At 71.5% G+C, this 20,852-nt stretch carries 18 protein-coding genes; 4 read left to right on the plus strand and 14 right to left on the minus strand.

Features of this window, described 5'->3' with window-relative positions; all coding sequences use genetic code 11:
• Positions 1-62: 62 nt before the first annotated feature.
• Both ACFFQA_RS32375 and ACFFQA_RS32380 read left to right on the plus strand, forming a co-directional pair.
• Positions 63-2,000, plus strand: coding sequence for a S9 family peptidase (locus ACFFQA_RS32375; RefSeq protein ID WP_377860559.1), 1,938 nt, complete (start codon positions 63-65; stop codon positions 1,998-2,000).
• A gap of 71 nt (positions 2,001-2,071) precedes the next feature.
• Complete coding sequence (locus ACFFQA_RS32380) at positions 2,072-2,620, plus strand: GNAT family N-acetyltransferase (protein ID WP_377860561.1); 549 nt, start codon at positions 2,072-2,074, stop codon at positions 2,618-2,620.
• Here the strand turns inward: ACFFQA_RS32380 and ACFFQA_RS32385 are convergent.
• The 3 genes from ACFFQA_RS32385 to ACFFQA_RS32395 all read right to left on the minus strand — a co-directional run bounded on the left by ACFFQA_RS32385 (position 2,602) and on the right by ACFFQA_RS32395 (position 5,344).
• Positions 2,602-3,258, minus strand: a complete 657-nt coding sequence (locus ACFFQA_RS32385; RefSeq protein WP_377860563.1) for an RES family NAD+ phosphorylase — start codon at positions 3,256-3,258, stop codon at positions 2,602-2,604. The genes ACFFQA_RS32380 and ACFFQA_RS32385 overlap by 19 nt on opposite strands.
• Positions 3,259-3,304: 46 nt before the next feature.
• The gene (locus ACFFQA_RS32390; RefSeq protein ID WP_377860564.1) at positions 3,305-3,889 is read right to left on the minus strand and encodes a DNA-binding protein; all 585 of its coding nucleotides are present in this window, start codon (positions 3,887-3,889) and stop codon (positions 3,305-3,307) included.
• A gap of 180 nt (positions 3,890-4,069) precedes the next feature.
• Complete coding sequence (locus tag ACFFQA_RS32395) at positions 4,070-5,344, minus strand: glycosyltransferase 87 family protein (protein WP_377860566.1); 1,275 nt, start codon at positions 5,342-5,344, stop codon at positions 4,070-4,072.
• Positions 5,345-5,490: 146 nt separating this feature from the next.
• Between ACFFQA_RS32395 and ACFFQA_RS32400 the strand changes: the two genes are divergently transcribed.
• Both ACFFQA_RS32400 and ACFFQA_RS32405 read left to right on the plus strand, forming a co-directional pair.
• Positions 5,491-7,146: a DUF885 domain-containing protein gene (locus ACFFQA_RS32400; protein WP_377860568.1), complete on the plus strand. Its 1,656-nt coding sequence runs from the start codon at positions 5,491-5,493 to the stop codon at positions 7,144-7,146.
• 56 nt (positions 7,147-7,202) lie between these two features.
• Positions 7,203-7,700 (plus strand): hypothetical protein, encoded by a 498-nt coding sequence (locus tag ACFFQA_RS32405; RefSeq protein WP_377860570.1) that lies wholly within the window; start codon positions 7,203-7,205, stop codon positions 7,698-7,700.
• Between the two features lie 48 nt (positions 7,701-7,748).
• Here ACFFQA_RS32405 and ACFFQA_RS32410 read toward each other — a convergent pair whose 3' ends face one another.
• The 11 genes from ACFFQA_RS32410 to ACFFQA_RS32460 form a co-directional block, all read right to left on the minus strand.
• Positions 7,749-8,039 carry a DUF3618 domain-containing protein gene (locus ACFFQA_RS32410; RefSeq protein WP_377860572.1) on the minus strand — a complete coding sequence of 97 codons (291 nt, stop codon included), beginning with the start codon at positions 8,037-8,039 and terminating at the stop codon, positions 7,749-7,751.
• Positions 8,036-8,437 (minus strand): phage holin family protein, encoded by a 402-nt coding sequence (locus tag ACFFQA_RS32415; RefSeq protein ID WP_377860574.1) that lies wholly within the window; start codon positions 8,435-8,437, stop codon positions 8,036-8,038. Before ACFFQA_RS32415 ends, ACFFQA_RS32410 begins: the two co-directional genes overlap by 4 nt.
• Before the next feature lie 47 nt (positions 8,438-8,484).
• Positions 8,485-8,814 carry a hypothetical protein gene (locus ACFFQA_RS32420; protein WP_377860576.1) on the minus strand — a complete coding sequence of 110 codons (330 nt, stop codon included), beginning with the start codon at positions 8,812-8,814 and terminating at the stop codon, positions 8,485-8,487.
• 52 nt (positions 8,815-8,866) lie between these two features.
• Positions 8,867-9,445: a DUF1349 domain-containing protein gene (locus ACFFQA_RS32425; RefSeq protein ID WP_377860578.1), complete on the minus strand. Its 579-nt coding sequence runs from the start codon at positions 9,443-9,445 to the stop codon at positions 8,867-8,869.
• Positions 9,442-10,080 carry a TetR family transcriptional regulator gene (locus ACFFQA_RS32430; RefSeq protein WP_377860579.1) on the minus strand — a complete coding sequence of 213 codons (639 nt, stop codon included), beginning with the start codon at positions 10,078-10,080 and terminating at the stop codon, positions 9,442-9,444. The genes ACFFQA_RS32425 and ACFFQA_RS32430 overlap by 4 nt, the downstream gene beginning before the upstream one ends.
• A gap of 92 nt (positions 10,081-10,172) precedes the next feature.
• Positions 10,173-12,038, minus strand: a complete 1,866-nt coding sequence (locus tag ACFFQA_RS32435; protein ID WP_377860581.1) for a class I SAM-dependent methyltransferase — start codon at positions 12,036-12,038, stop codon at positions 10,173-10,175.
• A gap of 67 nt (positions 12,039-12,105) precedes the next feature.
• On the minus strand, positions 12,106-13,968 hold the full coding sequence (locus ACFFQA_RS32440) for a class I SAM-dependent methyltransferase (protein ID WP_377860583.1): 1,863 nt from the start codon (positions 13,966-13,968) through the stop codon (positions 12,106-12,108).
• Positions 13,965-15,170, minus strand: a complete 1,206-nt coding sequence (locus tag ACFFQA_RS32445) for a glycosyltransferase (RefSeq protein ID WP_377860585.1) — start codon at positions 15,168-15,170, stop codon at positions 13,965-13,967. The genes ACFFQA_RS32440 and ACFFQA_RS32445 overlap by 4 nt, the downstream gene beginning before the upstream one ends.
• A 40-nt stretch (positions 15,171-15,210) precedes the next feature.
• Positions 15,211-16,062: an alpha/beta fold hydrolase gene (locus ACFFQA_RS32450; RefSeq protein WP_377860587.1), complete on the minus strand. Its 852-nt coding sequence runs from the start codon at positions 16,060-16,062 to the stop codon at positions 15,211-15,213.
• A gap of 3 nt (positions 16,063-16,065) precedes the next feature.
• Positions 16,066-16,329 (minus strand): acyl carrier protein, encoded by a 264-nt coding sequence (locus ACFFQA_RS32455; protein ID WP_377860862.1) that lies wholly within the window; start codon positions 16,327-16,329, stop codon positions 16,066-16,068.
• A gap of 62 nt (positions 16,330-16,391) precedes the next feature.
• Positions 16,392-20,819 carry a beta-ketoacyl synthase N-terminal-like domain-containing protein gene (locus ACFFQA_RS32460; protein WP_446681697.1) on the minus strand — a complete coding sequence of 1,476 codons (4,428 nt, stop codon included), beginning with the start codon at positions 20,817-20,819 and terminating at the stop codon, positions 16,392-16,394.
• Positions 20,820-20,852: the final 33 nt, after the last annotated feature.

Consider the following 20,852-nt stretch of genomic DNA (forward strand, 5'->3'; position numbering starts at 1 on the left):
GTGTACAACGATGGCGGATTTTTTTCGTACGCCTTGCTAATAGTCCGGTACGGTCCGAGTTCATGCGACCGGATGACCTTGCGCTGCTGCACACTCCCGGAACGTTGGCCCTGCACGGGGATCTGCTCCTGACCGACGTGTCGCGACTGGACCTCGCGGCCAACACCTATCGCGCGGCACTGTGGCGCATCCCCCTCACCGACACCCCTGAGGCGCCCCAGCGGCTGACCTTCGGTGAGCGGGACTCCGCGCCCCGCGTCTCCCCGGACGGCGCCTGGGTGGCCTTCCTGCGCGTCGCGGGAGCCGGTGGCAAGCCGCAGCTGCACGTGATGCCGACCACGGGTGGTGAGGCCCGGCTGGTCGCCGAGCTGCCGCTCGGCGCGGACGTGCCGGTGTGGGCTCCGGACTCTCGGCGCATCGCCTTCGTGGCGAAGGTCCCCGACGAGGGCCGCTACGGCAGCGCGGCGGGCGTCAGCGCCGCGCAGGAGGCGCCGCGGCGCATCACCGGCTTCCGTTACCGCATCGACAACGTCGGGTTCACCAGCGACCGCAGGACCAGGCTGTTCGTGGTCGACGCGCTGGACTTCGACGCCGAGCCGGTTCAGCTCACCGACGGCACCGTCGACGTCGCCTCGCCCGCGTGGACCCAGGACGGCACGCACCTCTTAGTCGTCGCCGACCGGGACCTGGACAGCTGGGACACGCTGCACAACGACCTGTACTCGATCCCGGCTGACGGCAGCGGGGAGCTCGCGCTCGTCGTGCGCAGCTGTGGCGCGGTCGAGTCGCCGGTCGTGCTGCCCGACGGTGACGTCCTCTACTACGGCTTCGACTTCGAGGGCGTCCACGCGGTCGCCCGCAACACCGGCCTGTTCCGCGCGCCGCTGCGCATCGGTGGCGAGCCCACCACCGGGCGCAGGCTCACCGACGCCGAGACGGTCGACTGCGAGTCCGGCTCCGGCGCCCCGATCCCGGTCGCGGGCGGCGTACTCGTCGTGGTGCGGGTGCGGGGCGCGAACGAGCTGCGGCTGGTGCCGGACGGGGCCGAGGCCGCGACGCTGGACGAGCTCAAGCCGCTGCTCGGCGAGCGCGGCTCGGTCAACGCCTTCGCAGCCGACGGTGACCGCATCGCCGCCGTTGTATCCACTGTGGACAGTCCGGGGGAGGTCGTCACCCTTGAGGCGGAGAATCCGGTGGTGCGCACCGACTTCGCCGCCGACCTGCGTGCGGCGGGACTGCGCGAGACGGTGGAGATCACCGGCACCGCCCCCGACGGCTACCCGGTGCACGGGTGGCTCGTGCTGCCGGAGGGCGAAGGGCCGCACCCGGTGCTGCTCAACGTCCACGGCGGGCCTTTCCGTTACTACGGCTGGGGTTTCTTCGACGAGGCCCAGGTCTACGCCGCGGCCGGGTACGCCGTCGTGCTGCCCAACCCCCGCGGTTCCGCCGGATACGGCGAGAAGCACGGCCGCGCGATCATCGGTGCCATGGGCACCGTGGACGCCGACGACGTGATGGCGCTGCTGGACGCCGCGCTGGAGCGCGCCGACTGCGATGCCGACCGGGTCGGGGTGATGGGCGGCTCCTACGGCGGTTTCATGGCGAGCTGGCTGGCCGCGCACCACGGCGAGCGGTTCAAGGGCGCGTGGAGCGAGCGCGCTGTCAACGCGTGGGACTCGTTCACCGGCTCCTCCGACATCGGCTGGTACTTCGCCGAGGCGTACTGCGGCGCCGATCCCGAGGCGCAGCGGCGGCAGAGCCCGCTCTACCACGCCGACAAGGTGACGATCCCGTTCGCGGTCGTGCACTCGGAGGAGGACTGGCGCTGCCCGATCGAACAGGCCCAGCGGCAGTTCGTCGCGTTGCGTCGCAACGGTGTCGATGCCGAGTTCCTGCTCTTCCCGGGTGAGGGCCACGAGCTCACCCGCAGCGGCCAGCCACTGCATCGCAAGCAGCGCTTCGACGCGGTGCTGGAGTGGTGGGGCAGGCACCTGGGGTAGCTCCAACCGAGTGGTGGGACCGCGGAAAAATCGACTCGCTGTTTGCGGCCGCTTGGCGCACCCTTCCCACCATGATGTGGACAGTGCGTCAGGCGGCCGTCGCGGATGCGGCCGAGATCGCCCGTATCAACGTGAACTCCTGGCGGAGGGCGTACCGCGGAATCGTCGACGACGCCTTCCTCAACTCGATGAACCCCGAACAGCGCGTGCCCGGCTGGGAACGCTGGATCTCCGCCCCCGCACCGTCCTCGGTCTTCGTCGCGGTGGACGACACCGGCAGGATCGGCGCCTACGCGGGGGTCGGCGCCGCCCGGCCCGATGATGACGAGGACTACCCCGAACCCACTGGTGAGCTCTACGCGATCTACGCCGATCCCGACCTGTGGGGCACCGGCGCCGGCGGCGTGGTGCATCGCGCCGCACTGCGCCATCTCGCCGAGAGCGGGTTCGACAAGGCCGTGCTGTGGGTCCTCGACGAGAACGTGCTCGCCCGCAACTTCTACCGCTCCCAGGGCTGGCAGGACGACGACGTGCGCAAGGACTTCGAGCTCAACGGCGCGCGGCTGCCGGAGCGCAGGTACTCCGTGCGGCTGCGCGTCGGTCACCCCAACAGCGTGTAGTTCAGCTCCTGGCAGATCCGGCCCAGCGGCAGGTCGAGGCCGGGGTGGTCCAGGGGCAGCAGCACGTCGGGCGTCGTCGGCATGCCGCTGCCGCCCGGCGGGTCCCACAGGCAGATCGCGGGGTTGCCGGAGTCCATCGACGAGCGGTACCAGAGCCCGTCCAGCTCCGGGTACGCCGCCCGGATCACCCTGGCCCACGCCTGGGTGCGGTTCTTCGGGCCGCTGCTCATCGCCTGCGACGCGCCCGCTCTGGTCGGCCAGAGCCCGGCCAGGTCGAGCAGGCGCAGGGTGCGCCGGGGCCGCATGACCACCAGGTGCGGACTGCGGGTGCGGCGGTCCACCGTGGAGGTGGCCTGGAAGACCTCGGCCACGCTGGTCCGCACGGACAGGCCGAAGTAGAGGACGCCGTTCTCGTGCGTCTCCTGGTAGACGCCGCCGACGGCGGGCGGGTGTGGGTCGAACCGCGCGTGCGGCAGCGGCCCCGCGTAACGGAAGGAGTTCCAGCGCTGGGGGTGGGTACCACCGGCGGCGAAGATCCTTACCAGGCGAGTGGCCCGGTGCACCGCCACCACGTCTTCGGTGCGGCGCAGCAGGGCCTGCAGGGCGGCTGCGGAGGGCGGCTGGGGGAGCCGTGCCATTCGTGTCCTGTCGTCTCGGTCCTGGGACGCCTCACATGAGGTGACGTCAGGCCGGGGTCCCCAGAACCGAGGCGAGCTGGGCGACCCGGTGCGGGTCCCCGCCGGCGAGCAGCCAGTCCCGAGGCGTTGCGGGGCGGTCGCCGAGCATCAGGTCCTCCTGGAGCGTCGTCATGAAGGCGGCCACCACCAGCGGCGGCTGGTCGGCCGGGATCGAGGTCAGGACGACCTCCAGTCCCGGCAGCACGCCGGTGTCGGTGAACTGCCATGCCGGCAGGCGCCAGCCACCCCGATCCTTCCATCCCGTCAACCGGCCCGCGCTCACCCGGTGCCGGACGCGGCTGGTGTCGACGTCCAGGCAGCGCGCCGCGTCGGCCACGGACAGGGCGGAGTCGCGCAGCACGGCCTGGGCCGCGACCGCCTTGGCCCTGGGGTCGGGTTCGTCATCGGCTCGGGGGCTCAGATCGGCCCCCACCTCGGCCAATGCCGCGCGCTGGTCGCTGGAGAAGTAGGCCGCGGGGTCCGGATGCGGCGGTGCCAGCTTGCGCGCCTCGTCCTCGACGAGCGAGAGGAACTCGGTGGCGGTGACGCGGAGCCCCGCACGGGCCAGCACATCCTCCAGCGCAACACTCATACGCACAGAGTAGCGCATGTGTGCGGGTTCGTGCTCCTGTTGTCGCTGAAGAGAATCAATGACTAGGCCAAGCGTGGGTGAGAACATCACGCGCAGTAAGCGCTGCTTGTGGGGAAATCACACAAGTCAGCAGTGTCTCACGGCAAAAGTGGTGGCGCGATCACAAAGTTGTGACGGAGATCACAAATTCTGTGTCGGCACGCGACGCAGGTACTGGGCCGCATAGCCCAGTGCGAGCACGAATGCCAGCAGGTACACGTTGCGGCTCAGCGGCTCCAGCCACTCCGGGGCGTTCCAGAGGAACAGGCCGCTGTCCGGCGGCGGGGTGTACGGCGGCGTGGGTGTGTGCACCTTCACCAGCCACGCGAAGCCGAGCAGGTACACCGCCGCGATCAGCGCGACCGCCGTGCGCGAGCGCCGGGTCAGGGCGGCGTGCAGCAGGAACACCAGCAGCGGCACGAACCAGACCCAGTGGTGGCACCAGGAGAACGGCGAGACCATCGTGCCGGTCAGCCCGCACATGGTGACGCCGAGCAGCTCGTTGCCGAGGCGGGCGGCCCACGCCGCGACCGCGAGCCCGGCGAGGCCGAGCACCCCGGCGATGAGCAGCCACAGGATCGTCGGCGGCTCGTTGGTGCCGAAGAACCTGGCCAGCATGCCGCGCACCGACTGGTTGCTCGGCCAGATGGTCGGGCCGACCCGGCCGGAGGTGAAGAAGGTGCCGGTCCAGTACTTGACCGCGTCCGAGGGGATGAGCAGGAAGCCGACGCCGACCGTGCCGAGGAAGCTCGCCGTCGCCACGCCCGCCGCCCGGAACCTGCGGGTGACCAGCAGGTAGACGATGAAGATCGCCGGGGTCAGCTTGATGCCCGCTGCGATGCCGACCCCGACGCCCTTCCAGCGGTTGCTCGCCCTGCTCGTCAGGTCCCACAGCAGGATCACCAGCAGCAGCAGGTTGATCTGGCCGAGCCAGAAGGTCGTGCGCACCGCCTCCAGCCAGAACAGCGGGCCGGTCAGCAGCGCGGTGAGCAGCACGAGGTCGCGGTTGGCGCGGTAGCCCAGGCGGCGCAGCGAGATCCAGATCGCGGCGACCAGCAGTGCCAGGTTGGCCAGCGTCGAGAGGATCTTCAGCACGCCGCCGGAGAACAGCGCGAGCGGGGTGAAGATCAGCGCCGCGAACGGGGTGTAGGTGAACTCCAACGCGTTGAGCACCGGTCCCGCGTAGAGCGGGCGCCCGTCGAGCACCAGGTCGCCGCCCGCGCTGTAGACCAGCACATCGATCATGATCTGGTGGCCGGTCCAGATGAGGACCGTGACCGCGTGCGCCGCGAGGCAGAGCACCAGGACGACCGGGGTGAGCACCCGGAGCCATCTCGGGAGCGCGATCGTGCGCTCGGTGACCGAGGGGCTCGGGTCACCGTTGGCCTCGGGCGGTGACGTGGCCAGGAACGGCATGGCTCCCCAGGTGCAGACGCGGGTGGGACCCGAACAGCGTAGGCAGTGCCCGAGGTGCCCGGTCGCCGGGGTGCGCTCCGCACCCTGCCGCCGCGGCGCCGAGGCCCGTAGGATGCCGACAGAACAACAAATCTTTGGGGGTGCGGATGTCCGCTGTCGCCCAGCTCGCCGACGAGCTGTTCGAGGTGATGTGCGACCACAACCCGGTCTTCGCGACGGTCACCGGTCTCCGGGAGCGGGACCACCTGCTCGGCGGCCACACCGACGAGGTGCGCGAGCGGTTCGCCGCCCGCTACACCGACATCGCCGCGAGGGCCAGGGCGCTGCCCGCCGACGAGCTCGGCGCCGAGGACGCGGTGACCAGGGCGGTCATCGTGCAGAGCGCGGAGTCGGCGCTGGACCAGATCGACGTCCGCACCGACGACTTCACCGTCACCGACGACTTCGTCGCGCCGTACGCGGACCTGCTGAACACGCTGCCGATGGTGGTCTGCCAGACGCCGGAGCAGACCAGGGCCTACCTGGCCCGGCTCGCGGAGATCCCGCGCGTGCTCGACGAGCTCGGGCAGCGCAACCTCCTGGCCGTCGCCGACGGGCTGCTGCCGGTCGCGCACCTGACCCGGGGCGCGATCGACTACCTCGACCGCTACCTCGCCGACCCGGAGGGCGACGTGCTGCGCCGCCCGGTCAGCGACGAGGAGTTCCTGCCCGAGCTCGACCGGGTGCTCACCGAGCAGGTCCGGCCCGCGTACGCCGAGTACCGCCGGTTGCTGGCCGAGCAGGTGCTCCCGCACGGCCGCCCCGAGGACCGGCCCGGCCTGTGCTGGCTGCCCGACGGCGAGAGCCGCTACGCCAAGCTCGCCAGGGTCCACACCACCACCGACCACGAGCCGCGCGAGCTGCACCGCATCGGCCTGGACCTGATCGCCGAGCTGGCCGAGGAGTACAAGGAGATCGGCTCGCGGCTGTGGGGGACCACCGACCTCGCGGAGATCTTCGGGCGGATGCGCACCGATCCCGCGCTGCGGTGGCGGGACGGCGAGGAGATGATCGCCGCCGCCGAGGCCGCGGTGGCGAAGGCGGAGGCCGCGGCACCCCAGTGGTTCGGCCACCTGCCGGAGACGCCGTGCCAGGTGCTGGCGGTGCCCGCCGCCGAGGCGCCCGCCGCTCCCGCCGCCTACTACATGTGGCCGTCGCTGGACGGCTCGCGGCCGGGCACCTACTTCCTCAACACCTACGAGGCGACCGAGCGGTTCCGGTTCGCGTGCGAGGCGCTGGCCTACCACGAGGCGGTGCCGGGCCACCACTTCCAGCTGACCGTCTCCCAGCAGCTGACCGACCTGCCGATGCTGCGCCGGGTCAGCGTGGTGACCGCCTTCGCGGAGGGGTGGGGCCTCTACACGGAGCGGCTCGCCGAGGAGATGGGGCTGTACTCCGACGACGTCGCCCGGCTCGGCATGCTGTCGATGGACTCGATGCGGGCGGCGCGGCTGGTGGTCGACACCGGCTTGCACGCGCTCGGGTGGAGTCGTCAGCAGACGGTGGACTACCTGGTCGAGAACACCCCGATGCCGTTGGTGGAGATCTCCTCCGAGACCGACCGCTACATCTCCTACCCGGGGCAGGCGCTGGCGTACATGGTGGGGCGCCTGGAGATCCAGCGGTTGCGCGCCGAGGCCGAACGCGAGCTCGGCGACCGCTTCGACATCCGCGGGTTCCACGACCTGGTGCTCGGTGGCGGGTCGCTGCCGCTGTCGGTGCTGGCGGATGTCGTGGCCGCCTGGGTCGCAGAGCAGGGATAACCGCGCCGTCAACGGGTATCCGGCGAGGAGCTGTGGTCGAGTCGGAGGAGGCGCACATGAAGTTGTCGCGTCGGCGCTCCCCGCGCGCGCAGGGGCCGCCCGTGGTGTTCGAGGGCAGGTGCGGGGAACCCGCGCTGCTCGTGCTCGACGCCGAGGGTGAGGCCAAGCGCGGGGATCTGCCGCCGACCTGGGAGCCGCTGCTCGACCGCGCCCGCGTCGGTTGGGTGCGGATGCCGGTTTTCCTTGAGCAGCGCGGTGATGCCTTCGCCTTCGTGCCGCAGGACGCCGAGCGCGTGTACGTGCTCGCGAACGGAAGCGCGGCGGAGGCAGCGCTCCACGTCTCCGCGCTGCACTCCGACGTCGTGCGCTCCGTGCTGCTGGTGGATCCGATGACCGATGGGCGGTCGCTCGACCAGCTTCCGGTTCCGGTGCGCGTCGTCGCGGACAGCGAGGACGTCCGCAACGAGGCCGGGGCTCCGTTGCCGCTCGGGCACCCGGTGGTCGTGGCGGCCGTGGAGAAGGCTCTCCGAGAGCTGGAAGCAGCTGTTGCCTAGCAAAGAAGAGCAGGGCCCCGCACATGGCGGGGCCCTGCTCTTCTTTGGTCATTTCTTCCGTCTCATCAACCACAGCGCCAGCACGCCCGCGACCACTCCTGCCGCTATCGCGGCCGCGCGTCTGCCGTTGAGGGTGCGTGCCCATTCGACGACCTGCCCGACAGCGAGCTGTACCTTCTCCCTCGCGCGGTTCTTCACGTCGAGCTTGTAGGACAAGGCATCCACTGTGCCCGCCAGCTTCGCGCGAGTGTGCAGGATGTCGTCGCGTAGTTCGTCAGCGTCGAGGTTGTCCTTGTCCTGCTTGGTTTCCGCGGCGTCGTTGATCTTCTTGGTGGTCATCGTGCCGCGCCCTCCTTCAGCGTGGCGATGTCCTCGCGGACGTTGGCCATCGCGTGTTCCGGCACTGGGGGGACAGCCTTGGCGACCTGCCTCTTGCCGATCAGGGCGAGAACTCCCGCAATGAGCAGCAAGCCCGCGCCGACGATGACCGCCGACAGCCAGGGAGCCAGGCCAAGCGCCAGCAACAACACGAGCCCGGCTATCAGTGCGGCGAGCCCGTACAAGGCGAGAACACCGCTGGCCCCCAAGGCGCCGGCACCGATTCCCGCCCGTTTACCCTTCTCCTTCAACTCCGCCTGGGCGAGCCTCATCTCGTCCTTGACCAGGCGGGACACCTGCTCGGACAACTGCGCGACCAGTTCGCCTGTCGTCGGCTCCGCGTTCGCAGTCTTCGACATCGTCAGCTCCCTTCCCTGACGCTGTCGGTTACCCCGGGCCGCGGAGGTCAACCTCGCTCGTGCCGGTGGTAGCGCAGGATCGGGGCGTGCGTCTGGCGGTCGCGGCCGGAACAGATCCACCTGGGCACGACCACCCGCCACGGCTTGCGCTCCCGCCGCGCCCGCAGCCGGTCCGCGCGCGGCGGGCGGATGACCATGCTGATCGCCAGCCCGAGTGCGGCGACGTGCGCGGCGGCGGCTCCGAAGGGTTCGTGACCGGTGACCAGGAACAGGATGCCGAGCGCGCTCATGATGACCAGGCGCCGCAACGAGGAGGTGACGAGCACGTCATGGACGGTCGTCGCGCGTGCGGTCTCCGCCGCCGTGCCGATGGCCATCGCGCACCTCCCCGATCCACAGAGGACATCGGGTACCCGGGAAGGGGCCGGACTATCCAGCAGGTCGGGTGGTGACCTCGAAGTGGTGGAACCGGGTCGGGAAGCCCCTGCCCTGCGGGGAGGCGCACATCGGCCCGACCAGCACCTCGCCGCCCGGCGGCAGGTAGGCCAGCCGCAGCATCGTCTCCGGCGCCGCCTCGCCGACGCCGTAGCGGATGGTCACCGTGTCGCCGGTGCGGTCCACCACCAGGGACACCGGGCCGTCCAGCCCGGGGATCGGCACCACCGACCAGTCGGAGAAGTCCCTGGTCACCACGGCGCTGAGGAAGTGCTCGCCGTCGACGAACTCGATCCCGGTCTTGATCCAGGTCCGCTCGTCGACCCGCAGCAGCGCGCCCGCCTGGTCGTACTGCTCGGCGTAGGCGCCGGTGAAGGCCAGCCGCAGCGCGAAGTCCCCGGTCACCGGTCGCAGCAGCGCGTGCCCGGTGTCGCGGACGAAGTCGTAGTGCGTGGTGCGCCAGAAGTCGCTGTCGTCCTTCGTCGTCACCTCAAGTCCGTCCACTGTGGACCACTCGGCGGGCGGGTTGAGCCAGGACCAGCCGGACCGGCCGAAGGCGGTGACGTCGCTCATGCGCGCTCCTTCTTGGTGGTGTTGCGCAGCTTCGCGCGCACCAGGCGGCGCGCGAGGGGACCGAGCTCGTCGAGCGCCTCGACGATCTTCGCGAGCTGGTCGAGCGCGGCGAGGGCCGACCCGGTCGCCTCCGGGTCCACGGGCTCGAACAGCTCCATCCCGACGAACGCGGCGGCCACGGTCGGCGCCAGGTCCGCGGGGTCGAGCACGTCGGCCAGCGGTGAGCCCGCGAGCAGGCGGCGCAGGGTGTGCTCGATCTCGGTGACCCACAGCCGGACGGCGCTCCCGGTCGCGGCGGCCAGCTTCGCGTCGCGCTGGGCCCCTGCGAGCATCTGCGCGAGCACCGTGACGTTGCCCTGCGCGCTCTCCTCCTCGTGCAGCTGCCTGCCCAGTGCCAGCAGCCCGGCGAAGGAGTCCACCTCGGCGAAGCGCTCGCGGAAGAGCGCCACCTGGCACTCGGTCGTCACCTGGCACGCCTGCGCGAGCAGGTCGTCGACACTGCCGAAGTGGTAGAAGACCAGGGCCTGGTTGACCCCGGCGGTGGCCGCGATGGCGCGGGCCGAGACCGCGGCGATGCCCTGAGCGCGGATCGTCTCGATCGTGCCGTCGACGAGCCGCTGGCGGGTGTCGCCCACGATCACCTCCCTGCTGAGCCGGTGTCGGTGATCCACACCCTAGACGCGGTGCTCCCCGCCCCCGGTCGCGCCGGGGGCGGGGGAAAGGACGCTCAGTCTTTCCTGGCCAGCAGCCGGTAGGAGTTGCACAGGCCGTACTTCTCCGCGACGCCGCTCAGCGCGGTGTCCACGAGCGCTCCGGCTGCCATCAGCGGCGTGCCCGCGGCGAAGGTCACCCCCCGTGCCACCCGTCGCAGCGTCGACGGCGGTTCGGGTCGCCACGGCACGTCCCGCTCGGGGGCCACCGCCCTGACCGCCATCCACGCCGAGGTGAGCAGGTCAGCGGGCTGGTGCGCCTCGGCGTGCTGTTCGAGCACCACGGTGTAGCCCAGCTCGGTCAGCCGCTTCCGCAGGTTCTCCACGGGGAAGAAGTGCAGGTGCTGCGGCTGGAGCCAGATCGACCACCACTTGCCGAGCAGCCCGGCCCAGCGGCAGGCGGGATCGGGCACGTCGATCAGCAGGTACCCGCCGGGGCGCAGCACCTTCGTCGCCGCCTCCAGCTCCTGGTGCGGGTCCTTGGCGTGTTCCAGGTAGTGGAACATGCTGACCACGTCGTAGCGGTCCGGCATGCTCGGCGCGAGGTCGACGAACATGCCCCGGTAGCCCCGGTCGATCCACCCCCGGCGCTCGGCGATCGGGACGCCCTCGCTCATGTCCAGACCGTGGAAGCTGGTCTGCGGCCAGATCTCCTTCGCGGCGTTGCAGAAGTGCCCGTGCCCGGTGCCCACGTCCAGCCACGTCCTCGGGGTGACGTAGGGCCGCACCGTCTCCGCCTGCGGCTGGAAGTACCCGCGCCGGGTGGCGAAGATGCCCTGGATCATGTCCTCGTTCAGGCCGTCGTAGGCGTCGCGGTAGTAGAAGCCCAGCCCCTCGGCGGTCGGCTGCGGGTTGGTGAAGACGTGGCCGCACGCGAGGCACTCGTCCACCCGGAACTCGCCGGGCTTGCCCTGGTTCAGGTCCCCGGAGCGCAGCCGCACCTTCAGCTCGCCTCCGCCGCACCACGGGCAGTCGGTCCGCTCGCGTTCGAAGAACCTCTCCAGCCCGCCTTCCAGGTCGGCCCGGTACTGGGCGCGGCGCTGCTCGACGGGATCGACACCGTTGGCCTTGTGCGCGGCGTCGGCGCGCAGCGCGGCCACCAGCCGCCTCGGCTCGCGGACGAGCCGCTGGAGGCTGTAGGCCCACAGGTCGGCTGGCTTGAGGTTCTTGTTGCCCGCGAACACCATCACCGGGTGCGCCGACCACGCGGCCAGTGCGGCGAACGCGAGGCCGGGGCTGAACAGTCCACTTGCGACGATCAGCCCGGGAATGGTCAGCGCGGTGGCGAGGTCGGGGTTGAGCTGCATGCCGTGCCGCACCCGCAACACCTCGGCGTCCTGCGCGAGCACCGAGGGCGATGACCACAACCTGGGCGCGAGAACCACCTGCGTCCGAGCGGCCGCGTGCGGCTTGAGCTCCTTCTCCGCCCGCGCCAGCTCCACCGCGCTGGGCACGCCCCGCCGCGCGAGGCCGACCGCACCGAGCAGGCGCTCCTCGGCGAGCACCGCGTGCCCGCCGCCGTGCCCCTTCGCCTGCCGGTCCTGGCGGTACGTGCGCGGGTCGATGTCGTGCAACAGGTCGAGCGCCTGCGCCGTCGGCAGGTCCCGGGGAACCAGGTTCACCACCGAGAGCCCCTCGCGCTCGGCAAGTGCACGCGCGCCGCTCTCGGTGACCTGGTCCACCTCGACGCCCTCGGCGCGCACCAGCCGCATCGGCGCCACTGAGCCGTCCACTTCGGACCGTGCCGTCCGCTGCCGCGGCACCACCGGGAGCACCGGCAGCGCGGCCAGCCTGCGCCGCTTCGCGAGCGCGTCGAGCACCGTCACCAGCAGCGCCACCAGGGGAAGGAGCCGCCCCGCCTTGAACCATCTCCGACTGCGCATACCCGGAGATATCGGCATTCACCAGCGGTGACCCGATTACCCGATCTTGTGGGTCACGTCCGGGGTGTCAGGCCTTGCGTGCGATGAGGCGGTAGGCGTTGGTGAGGCCGAGGCGTTCGGCGACCGGACGGAGGGCTCCGTCGGCGAGGGTGGCCGCGAGGAGGACGGGGGAGCCCGCCGCCAGTGTGGCCGCGCGGATCGCCTTGCGGGCGGGTTCCGGCTTGGCGCGGTACCACGGGAGGTCCTCGCCGCCGGCCGCGAAGTTGCTCAGCCGGGTCCATGCCGCCGACAGCAGGTCGATGGGCTCGTGGGCCTCGGCGCGCTGCTCGAGGACCACCGTGAAGCCCATCTTCTCCAGCTGGCGGCGCAGGTTGCCGATCGAGACGAAGTGCAGGTGCTGCGGCTGGAGCCACGGCACCCACCACTTGCCGAGCAGGTGCGCCCAGCGGGCCTCCGGGTCCGGCACCTCGATCACCAGGTGGCCGCCTGGCCGCAGCGCGGTCTGCGCCGCTTCCAGCTCCAGCCTCGGGTTCGTGCTGTGCTCCAGGTAGTGGAACATGCTGACCACGTCGTAGGCGGCTGCCATCGTCGGCGCCAGGTCCACGAAGCTGCCGCGGTAGCCGCGGTCGATCCAGCCGCGGTGCTCGGCCAGCTTGATGCCGTCGGTGATGTCCAGGCCGTCGAAGGTGGTCTGCGGCCACACCTCGCGGGCCGCGTTGCAGAAGTGGCCGTGGCCGGTGCCCACGTCGAGCCAGGACTCCGGCTGCGCGAACCGCTTCAGCGACTCCGCGCGCGGGCGGTACATCACCCCGCGCGCCTTGAACAGCGAGTCGAGCTTCTTCTCGCCCATGCCGTCGTAGAAGTCGCGGTAGTAGAAGTCCAGGCCCGCCGGGGTGAGCTGCGGGTTCTGGAAGATGTGGCCGCAGTCGCGGCAGCGGTCCAGCACGAACTTGCCGGGCTTGCGCTGGAACAGGTCGCGCGTGCGCAGCCGGACTTCGAGGCGGGTCGACGCGCACCACGGGCAGTCGGTGCGGCGCGGGCCGAAGAAGCGCTCGATGCCCTTGGCGAGCTCCGCCTGGTAGCCCGCGCGGCGCTCCTCGACCGGGTCCACGCGCTCGACGGTGCGGGACTGGGCCGCGGCGAGCGCGGCGAACAGGCGCTTGGGCTCTTTCGCCGCGCGCGTCGCGCTGTAGGACAGCAGGTCGGCCGGGCGCATGTTCTTGCTGCCGTAGAAGACGACCAGCGGTTGCGCGGACCAGGCGCCCACCGCCGCGATCGCCCACGCCGGATTGAACAGGCTGCTCGCGGCGAGCGCCGCCAGCCAGGCGATCTGCGGCAGCAGCGCGCCCATGGTGTTGTCGCCGTGCATCGACGCCAGCACCTCGGGGTCCTTGGCCGCCACGTCCGGCGCGCTGGTGAGCCTCGGCGCCACGACGAGGTCCGTGCCGCCCGGCGCGTGCAGCTTCAGCTGCGCGATGGCCTCGGCGAGCTCCGGAGCGCTCGGGTTGCCCCGGTCCGTGGGGATGCCCGCCGCGCGCAGCACGCCGTCGTCGGCGAGCGTCGCGTGCAGGGCACCGCGGCCGGGGGCCTGGCGGTCGGTGCGGTAGGTGGCCGGGTCGACAGCGCGCAGCAGGTCCAGAGCCTGGGCGACCGGGAGGTCGCGCGGGACCAGGTCCAAAGTGGACAGTCCCTCGGCCTGGGCGTGCGCGCGGGCCGCGGCCAGGGTCGCCCGGTCCACCCTGACGTCCTCGGCCTCAAGGACGCGGAAGCGGTCCTGGCCGGGTTCCGGGCGGTCCGGCAGGGTGCGCAGGCCCGCCAGCCTGCGGCGCAGCTGCGCGGTGTCGAGCACGAGCCCCGCGACGAGCCCGGCCTGTACTGCGCGCCGTACCCACTTGCCGGTACGGCGGCGCGAAGACTTTCCTGCGGTCACGGTTTGGTCCCTCCTGTGCCCGCGAGTGCGGTGGCGGTGGCGTCCTGCGCCAGGAGCTCAAGGTGCTTCGCCGCGCTCGCCGCCCCACCGGCCGCGCGGAAGGATTCCTGCACCCGTTGGGCCGCCGCTCGGTAGTCCACTTCGGACAGAACGGTGTCGACGGCCTTGCCGATCTGCTCCGCGTTGGCCCGGTTGAAGCGCAACCGGACACCCGCGCCGCAGTCGACGACCTGCTGGGCGACGATCGGCTGGTCGTCGCGGATCGGCGCGACCACCAGGGGGAGGCCGTGCGAGAGCGTCTCGCAGACCGTGTTGTGCCCGGCGTGGCAGATCACCGCGTCGAGCCGGTCGAGCAGTCGCAGCACGGGAATCCGGGGGGCGACGACCGCGCCGGCCCCGGGGTGTTCGGTCAGCACGCCCGCCGGGTCGGCGATGACCGCCTGGATCCGGTCGGCGCGGCTGGTCAGCGCCGTGACGGCCTCGCGCAGGAACCGTTCACCGGCGTCGGTGTTGGCGGTCCCGAGCGTCAGCAGCACCTTGGCCCGTGCATCGTCCAAAGTGGAGTAGGGGAAGTCCTCGGACTCCGGCCGGGGCGCGATGGACGGGCCGACGAAGCGCACGTGCTCGTGGCCGGTCTCGCCGATCAGGGCGCGAGTGGTGAACGCCAGGGTGAGGTGCGGTGAGAAGCGCAGGTCCACCTGCTCCAGCGGGTCACCGAACTCCTTCTGCAAGCCGCGCAACACATCCCGCAGCCACTCCTCGACCTTCGGCATGCCCGCGAGGGGGTCGGTGAACTCCGCCGAGGTGGTCGCGGAGGTCGCCCACGGCAGGCCGAGCGAGTTCGCGACGATGCCGCCTGCCACGGCCTGCTGGTCGACCACGAGCACGTCCGGGCGGAACCGCTCGCAGGCCGCGCGCACACCGGGAACCATGCCGCGGGCCAGGGGAGCGAGGAAGTTCTCCCAGAGGAACTTCAGCGCGGCGGGCCCCCGCATCTCCGGCGGGCGGTGCGCGCCCTCCGGCCCTAGAGTGGGGCCATCGCAGTGGAACACCGTGGCCTGCGGGCCGACGAGGTGGCGGAGGAACTCCTCAAGTCCCGCCCACGCCACCTCGTGGCCGCGTTCGACGAGCCGTGCGGCCACACCGACCGTCGGGTTGGTGTGGCCGACCAGCGGTGGCACGACGAACAGGAAACGGCTCATCTAGCACAATCCTCCGAGACAACAGTGGCCGGAGACGACGTCACGCGGGGGTGCCCTCCAGGACACGACCCTGCTCGTGCTCGGCGACCCAGGGCAGTAACAGGTCGCGGACGGTCTTGGGCGCCTCGACCAGCACCGAGTGCTCGTGCCCGCCGACGACCACGGAACGGCAGCGCTCCAGGCGGTCCTCCATCAGCTGCGCCTGCACCGCGAGGTCGGACTCGCTGCCGAAGATCGCCAGCACCGGGCAGGTGACCGAGGAGATCTCCTCGGCGGAGTGCACCGGACCGGAGGGGATGTCCACGGCCATGCTGGTGTTGCACAACGCGTTGCTGGCCGCCTTGGCCAGCCGCGAGGTGTGCGCGCCCTGGTTCTCGGTGATCCAGGCGAAGGCCTCCTCGTAGCGCAGCTGCTCCGCCGCGCGGCCGAGCAGCCCGCCGAGCTTCTCCGACCACGCCGGGGTCGCGGGCTCGGACTCGATCATCACGATGCTGGCCACCCGCTCGGGGTGCGCGACGGCGTAGCTGAACGCCACGGTGCCGCCGAAGCTGTTGCCCACCAGGTGCACCGGGCCGCGCACGTCCATCTCGTCGAGCATCGCGTGCAGGTCGCCGACGAAGTCGCTGACCCGGTAGCCGGTCTCCGGTCTGGAGCTGCGGCCGTGCCCGCGCAGGTCGAAGGCGAGCACCTCCATGCCCGCGGCCGAGACCGGGGCGGCGAGGGTGAAGTAGAAGCTCGCCAGGCTGTCGGTGCCGAGGCCGTGGATGAACACCACGGTCGGCGCGCGGCCGGCGGCTCTGCCGATGCTCGCACCCGCGAGCGGGCCTTCGGTGTTCTTGGCGGGCATGCGCTGCACGTGCAGCCGGATGCCGTTCGCGTCGATCATCGCCATGGGTCAGTTCCCCCCGACCGGGGTGTTCGCGCCGAGGCAGGCGACCACGTAGTCGACGAGCCGTCCGACGGTGAGCTCGATGATCTCGTCCAGCTCCAGGTCGGCGATGAACTCGGCGAAGTTGACCCGGCCGCCGTAGTGCTGCTCCAGCTGGCCGGACAACGCGACCAGGTCGATGCTCTCCAGCTCCAGGTCGTCGTGGAACTTGGTGCTCATCTCGATCACCGCGTCGTCCATGCCGTACTCGCCGAGCACCTCGCGCAGCATCTCGCTGATGTCCGCGAGCACAACGGCCGACTGCGCAGGTGCCGACTGATCAGGGGTCGTCGTCACTTGGTTTCCTCCTCGTGCGCGAGGCCCGTCGTCCAGGCCACTACGTAGTGCCGTTCCGGTAGTCCTTCGGCGTTGCTCGCCGCGGTGCTGTGCACCAGGTAGCGCCGATCGCCGACGCTGACGACGAGCCGGACGCCGGTGGCCTGCTCGACGACGAAGTTCCTCGGTGCTCCTTGCAGCCCGGTCCCCTCCGCCTTGGAGACTGCCTCCTTGGCGGTGAAGAACCGGGTGAACCACAGCGCCCTCGGCTCGCCCGTGGACGCGACGAGCGCGTCGAGCAGATCGAGTTCCACTGTGGACAGTGCGTAGGCGACGGTGGGCTCGTCGCGCTCGGCGACCTCCTCCACGTCGATGCCGATGCCCGGGATGCCCGGGACCTCCCGCCCGGCGACCGGGCGGGTGATGGCGACGCCGACCTCGCGGCAGTGCGCGATCGAGACGTCGGTGTCGGTGAACTCCGCGCCGTGCCGTCCGGTGACGAACGGCCTGCCGCTGGGCTCGTTGTCCACCCGGACCTCGCCGGGGAACAACGGCTCGCCACCGGCGGCCCACAGCTCCCGGCGCACGGCGTCCTTGGCCACGATCCTGCCGAGCAGCCACTGCCGCCGGGTCCGGGGCGAGCGCGCCTCGTAGGCGTCCCGCTCCACGGCGGAGAGGTGGTTGCGCATGATCAGGTCGCGGGAGGCGAGGTCCGGCCACAGCTCGTGCAGCAGGTACCAGCCGCCGTCCTGCCGCTCCGAGATCGTGTTCACCTCGGGGAACCGCTCGACCGGTTCGGTACGGGGGTTGCTGTCGAAGCGCCGGTCGACCCAGCTCTCGATGTGCGCCCACGGCTTTCCGTCACGCAGCAGCTGCATGTCGGCTTCCAGCAGCGTGTCGGTGACCTCGCGGATGCGGATGACGCACTCCAGCGGCACACCGGCCTCCGGGTGCGGCCCGAAGAACCGGATCGAGCGCATGCCCACCGGGAAGACGACCTTCTTCTCGGTGAACCGCGACATGATCCAGTAGCCGAGGATCTGGCCGACGTTGTCCAGCAGCGCGCCGGGCGCGGGCGGCGTGGTGATGGTGCCGCGCACGTGCTTGCCGCTGACGCCGGACAGCTCGGTCACACCCTGGAACAGCGGGCCGTGGAACATCCAGCGCTTGGTGTAGAGCTCCTCGCCCAGCAGCTCGGGGACCTCCTCGCCCGCCACCGGCGGCCACACGGGCGGGGACTGCGCCGGGTACTGCGGCGCCAGCTCGACGACCGCCTGGCAGTAGCCGGTGATGGAGACCTCGACCCGTTGTGGCGCAACGGGAACGACCTTCAGCTCGACCTCGATGCCCGGCGCGGAGACCATCCACCGGGTGAACTTCACGTCGTGCAGCGCGACCGCGCGCTGACCGGGGGCACTGCGCTCGGCGGCGTCGATCATGTGCTGGACGAGCGTGGTCGCGGGCACGATGGGCCACCGGTCGGTCTCGTCCGGCCAGTCCGCCCGCTGCCGGAAGAAGCAGTGGTCCAACAGGTACGGCATCGCCGTGGTGTTGACCGCCAGCTTCTCGTGCAGCTCACGCGGCTGCTGCGGCGCGACCGTGCGGGGCCGGGCCACGACGGGGGCGGACGAGGCCGCGCCGATGACCGCGGCTGCGGTGTCCGCGGTCTCGCGCAGCAGCCCTTCCAGTTGCGCCGCGAGGGGGAACCGGTCGGACAGCTTGCCGAGGGCACCCGCCTCCACAGCGGGGGCGGCGGGCCTGCTGATCGGCGGGACGGTGCCGTTGAGGGAGACCAGGGAACCGGTGAGGTCCAGGCGCATCGGCGGCCTGCTCGCGCGCTTCGGCTCGGGGGAGGCGTTCCGGGGCCGGCCGAGGAGGTCCGGGGTCGGCGTGCCGCCCTCCACCCACAACGAGGTGGCGACGCGGCGCAGCTGCTCCATGCCGCCGCGGTTGGCCGAGTTGCCCACCACGGCGAGGTGTTCCTGGCCGCGCAGCGTGTCGCTGATCAGCGAGGCCAGCTGGCCGGTGCCCGCCTGGACGAAGACCCGGTAGCCGTCGGCGTACATCGTCTCGATCATCTGGCGGAACCGGACGGGCTCCAGCAGGTGCCGGACGAACAGCTCGCGGATCGCGGACTCCTCGCCCGGATAAGGCGAAGCCGTGGTCGCCGACCAGATCGGCAGGCTCGCCCGGTGGAACGTCAGCTCGGTGACCGAGGTGCGGATCGGGCCGAGGAAGGGCTCCAGCATCGGCGTGTGGAACCCGGACTGGAACGGCAGGAGCTGGCCGAGCACGTTGCGCCCGCGCATCTCGCGGACCAGGTCCTCCACCTCGTCCACCGGCCCGCACACCATGCACTGGTTGGGCGCGTTGTCGTGGGAGAGAACGAGGCCCGGCCGTGCGGCGAGCGCGTCGGCGATCCGCTCGACACCGCAGCCCAGTGCGGCGAAGGCCACCCCGGGCACCTTCAGCGCGTCCGGGTCGTAGGTGTGCAGGAAGCTGTCGATCTCGGCATCGGAGTAGATGCCCGCCGCCACCATCGCGGTCCACTCGCCGACGCTGTGCCCGGCGACGCCGTCCGGGGTGATCCCGCTGCGGCGCAACACGGTGTCGAGCATCCGGCCCATGCTGAACACGGCTTCGCCATGCGCGCCAACGGTGTCACCGGACAGCGCGCGCTTCGGCAGGCCGAAGTGCGCGACGACGTCATCCATGCGCGGCTCGAAGTCGGCTTCGAGCCCGGGGAAGACGAAGGCGATCTTCGCGTTGGGCGCGCCCAGCAGCGGCGACGGGCTGAACCACACGTCGTTGCGGCCGCGCCAGGACACCGCCTTCGCCGCGACCTTGCGGGCGAGCGTGAGCTTGCGCGGGGTCGGGCCGACGATGCCGAGGCGGGTGTCCAACGGCGATCCCTCGACGAAGGACATCGCGCGCAGCTCGGCGTCATCGGCTTCGAGGAGCTTCGCCATCTCCGCGGGAGAGGACGCGCTCAGCCGCAGCACCTGCTCCGGTTCGCTGACCACGACGTGGGAGTCCACAGTGGACGTAGTGGCCGGGCCCTGCTCGATGACCACGTGCGCGTTGATCCCGCCGAAGCCGAAGGCGTTGACGGCGGCGCGACGCGGGGCGCCCTGCTCGGTCTCCCACGGGCGCGCGGTGGAGATGGGGCGGAACCGGGTCTCGGCGAGCGCGGGGTGCGGCTCCTCGCAGTGCAGCGTCGGCAGCAGCACGCCGCGGTGCACGGCGAGCGCGGCCTTGACCAGACCGGCGATCCCGGCGGCGGGCATGGTGTGGCCGATCATCGACTTCACCGAGCCGATCACCGGGGCGTCCTCGTCGTCGGTCGACGGACCGAAGATCCGGCGCAGCGTGTCCAGCTCGGCGGCGTCACCGGCGGGCGTGGCGGTGCCGTGCGCCTCCAGCATGCCGATGGCGTCCGGCGCGGTCGGGTCGAGCCCGGCGGCGGCCCACGCCCGCCGCAGCGCGAGCACCTGGCCGTCCGGCTCGGGGTTGAACAGGCTGGCCGCCTTGCCGTCGCTGGCGACGCCGGTGCCGCGGATGACCGCGTAGACCCGGTCCCCGTCGCGCTCGGCGTCCTCGAGGCGCTTGAGCACCACGACGCCGGTGCCCTCGCCGATCAGGATGCCGTCGGCGTTCTTGCTGAACGGGCGGATGTTCTGGCTCGTGGACAGCGCGCGCAGCTGCGAGAAGACGCTCCAGAACGTGATGTCGTGGCAGTGGTGCACACCGCCGGCGAGCATCACGTCGCAACGCCCGGCCAGCAGCTCGGTGACCGCCTGGTCCACCGCGATCAACGACGAGGCGCACGCGGCGTCCACCGTGTACGCCGGGCCGCGCAGGTCGAGCCGGTTGGCGATGCGGGAGGCCGCGAGGTTGGGCACCAGGCCGATCGCGGCCTCCGGCTGGTGCGGGCCGAGCTGCTCGGTGAACGCGGCGCGCACCGACTCCAGCTGCTCGGCGGGCAGGTCCGGCATCAGCTCGGCGAGCGTGCGGACGAGCTGGTGCGCGGTGCGCACGCGCTGGTCCAGCCGGACCAGGCCGGGGGTGAGGTAGCCGCCCCTGCCGAGCACGACGCCGATCCGGTCCCTGGCGGGAAGCTTGGCGTCGCCACCGGCGTCGGCGATGGCGGAGGCCGCCACCCGCAACGCGATCAGCTGGTCCGGCTCCGTGCCCGCGACGGAGTTCGGCATGATGCCGAACCGCGTCGGGTCCACCTCGGCGAAGGCGTCGACGAAACCGCCGCGGCGGCAGTAGATCTCGTCCGCCTTGCCGCTGCTCGCCGACGGGCGGTAGTACTCGGCGTCCCACCGGCCTTCCGGCACCTCGGTGATCGAGTCGACGCCGTCGACCAGGTTGCGCCAGTAGCTCTCCAGGTCCGGAGCGCCCGGCAGCAGCACGGACATCCCGACAATGGCGATGCTCACTCGCTCACCTCCTCCGCTTCGCCGTCAACCCGC

The organism is Allokutzneria oryzae (assembly GCF_042429765.1).
In the GTDB taxonomy this organism is placed as follows: Bacteria; Actinomycetota; Actinomycetes; order Mycobacteriales; family Pseudonocardiaceae; genus Allokutzneria; species Allokutzneria oryzae.

Coding starts and splice junctions, on each gene's coding strand:
- ACFFQA_RS32375 (WP_377860559.1), top strand. CDS start 63: ATGCGACCGGATGACCTTGCGCTGCTGCACACTCCCGGAACGTTGGCC.
- ACFFQA_RS32380 (WP_377860561.1), top strand. CDS start 2,072: ATGATGTGGACAGTGCGTCAGGCGGCCGTCGCGGATGCGGCCGAGATC.
- ACFFQA_RS32385 (WP_377860563.1), bottom strand. CDS start 3,258: ATGGCACGGCTCCCCCAGCCGCCCTCCGCAGCCGCCCTGCAGGCCCTG.
- ACFFQA_RS32390 (WP_377860564.1), bottom strand. CDS start 3,889: ATGAGTGTTGCGCTGGAGGATGTGCTGGCCCGTGCGGGGCTCCGCGTC.
- ACFFQA_RS32395 (WP_377860566.1), bottom strand. CDS start 5,344: ATGCCGTTCCTGGCCACGTCACCGCCCGAGGCCAACGGTGACCCGAGC.
- ACFFQA_RS32400 (WP_377860568.1), top strand. CDS start 5,491: ATGTCCGCTGTCGCCCAGCTCGCCGACGAGCTGTTCGAGGTGATGTGC.
- ACFFQA_RS32405 (WP_377860570.1), top strand. CDS start 7,203: ATGAAGTTGTCGCGTCGGCGCTCCCCGCGCGCGCAGGGGCCGCCCGTG.
- ACFFQA_RS32410 (WP_377860572.1), bottom strand. CDS start 8,039: ATGACCACCAAGAAGATCAACGACGCCGCGGAAACCAAGCAGGACAAG.
- ACFFQA_RS32415 (WP_377860574.1), bottom strand. CDS start 8,437: ATGTCGAAGACTGCGAACGCGGAGCCGACGACAGGCGAACTGGTCGCG.
- ACFFQA_RS32420 (WP_377860576.1), bottom strand. CDS start 8,814: ATGGCCATCGGCACGGCGGCGGAGACCGCACGCGCGACGACCGTCCAT.
- ACFFQA_RS32425 (WP_377860578.1), bottom strand. CDS start 9,445: ATGAGCGACGTCACCGCCTTCGGCCGGTCCGGCTGGTCCTGGCTCAAC.
- ACFFQA_RS32435 (WP_377860581.1), bottom strand. CDS start 12,038: ATGCGCAGTCGGAGATGGTTCAAGGCGGGGCGGCTCCTTCCCCTGGTG.
- ACFFQA_RS32445 (WP_377860585.1), bottom strand. CDS start 15,170: ATGAGCCGTTTCCTGTTCGTCGTGCCACCGCTGGTCGGCCACACCAAC.
- ACFFQA_RS32450 (WP_377860587.1), bottom strand. CDS start 16,062: ATGGCGATGATCGACGCGAACGGCATCCGGCTGCACGTGCAGCGCATG.
- ACFFQA_RS32455 (WP_377860862.1), bottom strand. CDS start 16,329: ATGCTGCGCGAGGTGCTCGGCGAGTACGGCATGGACGACGCGGTGATC.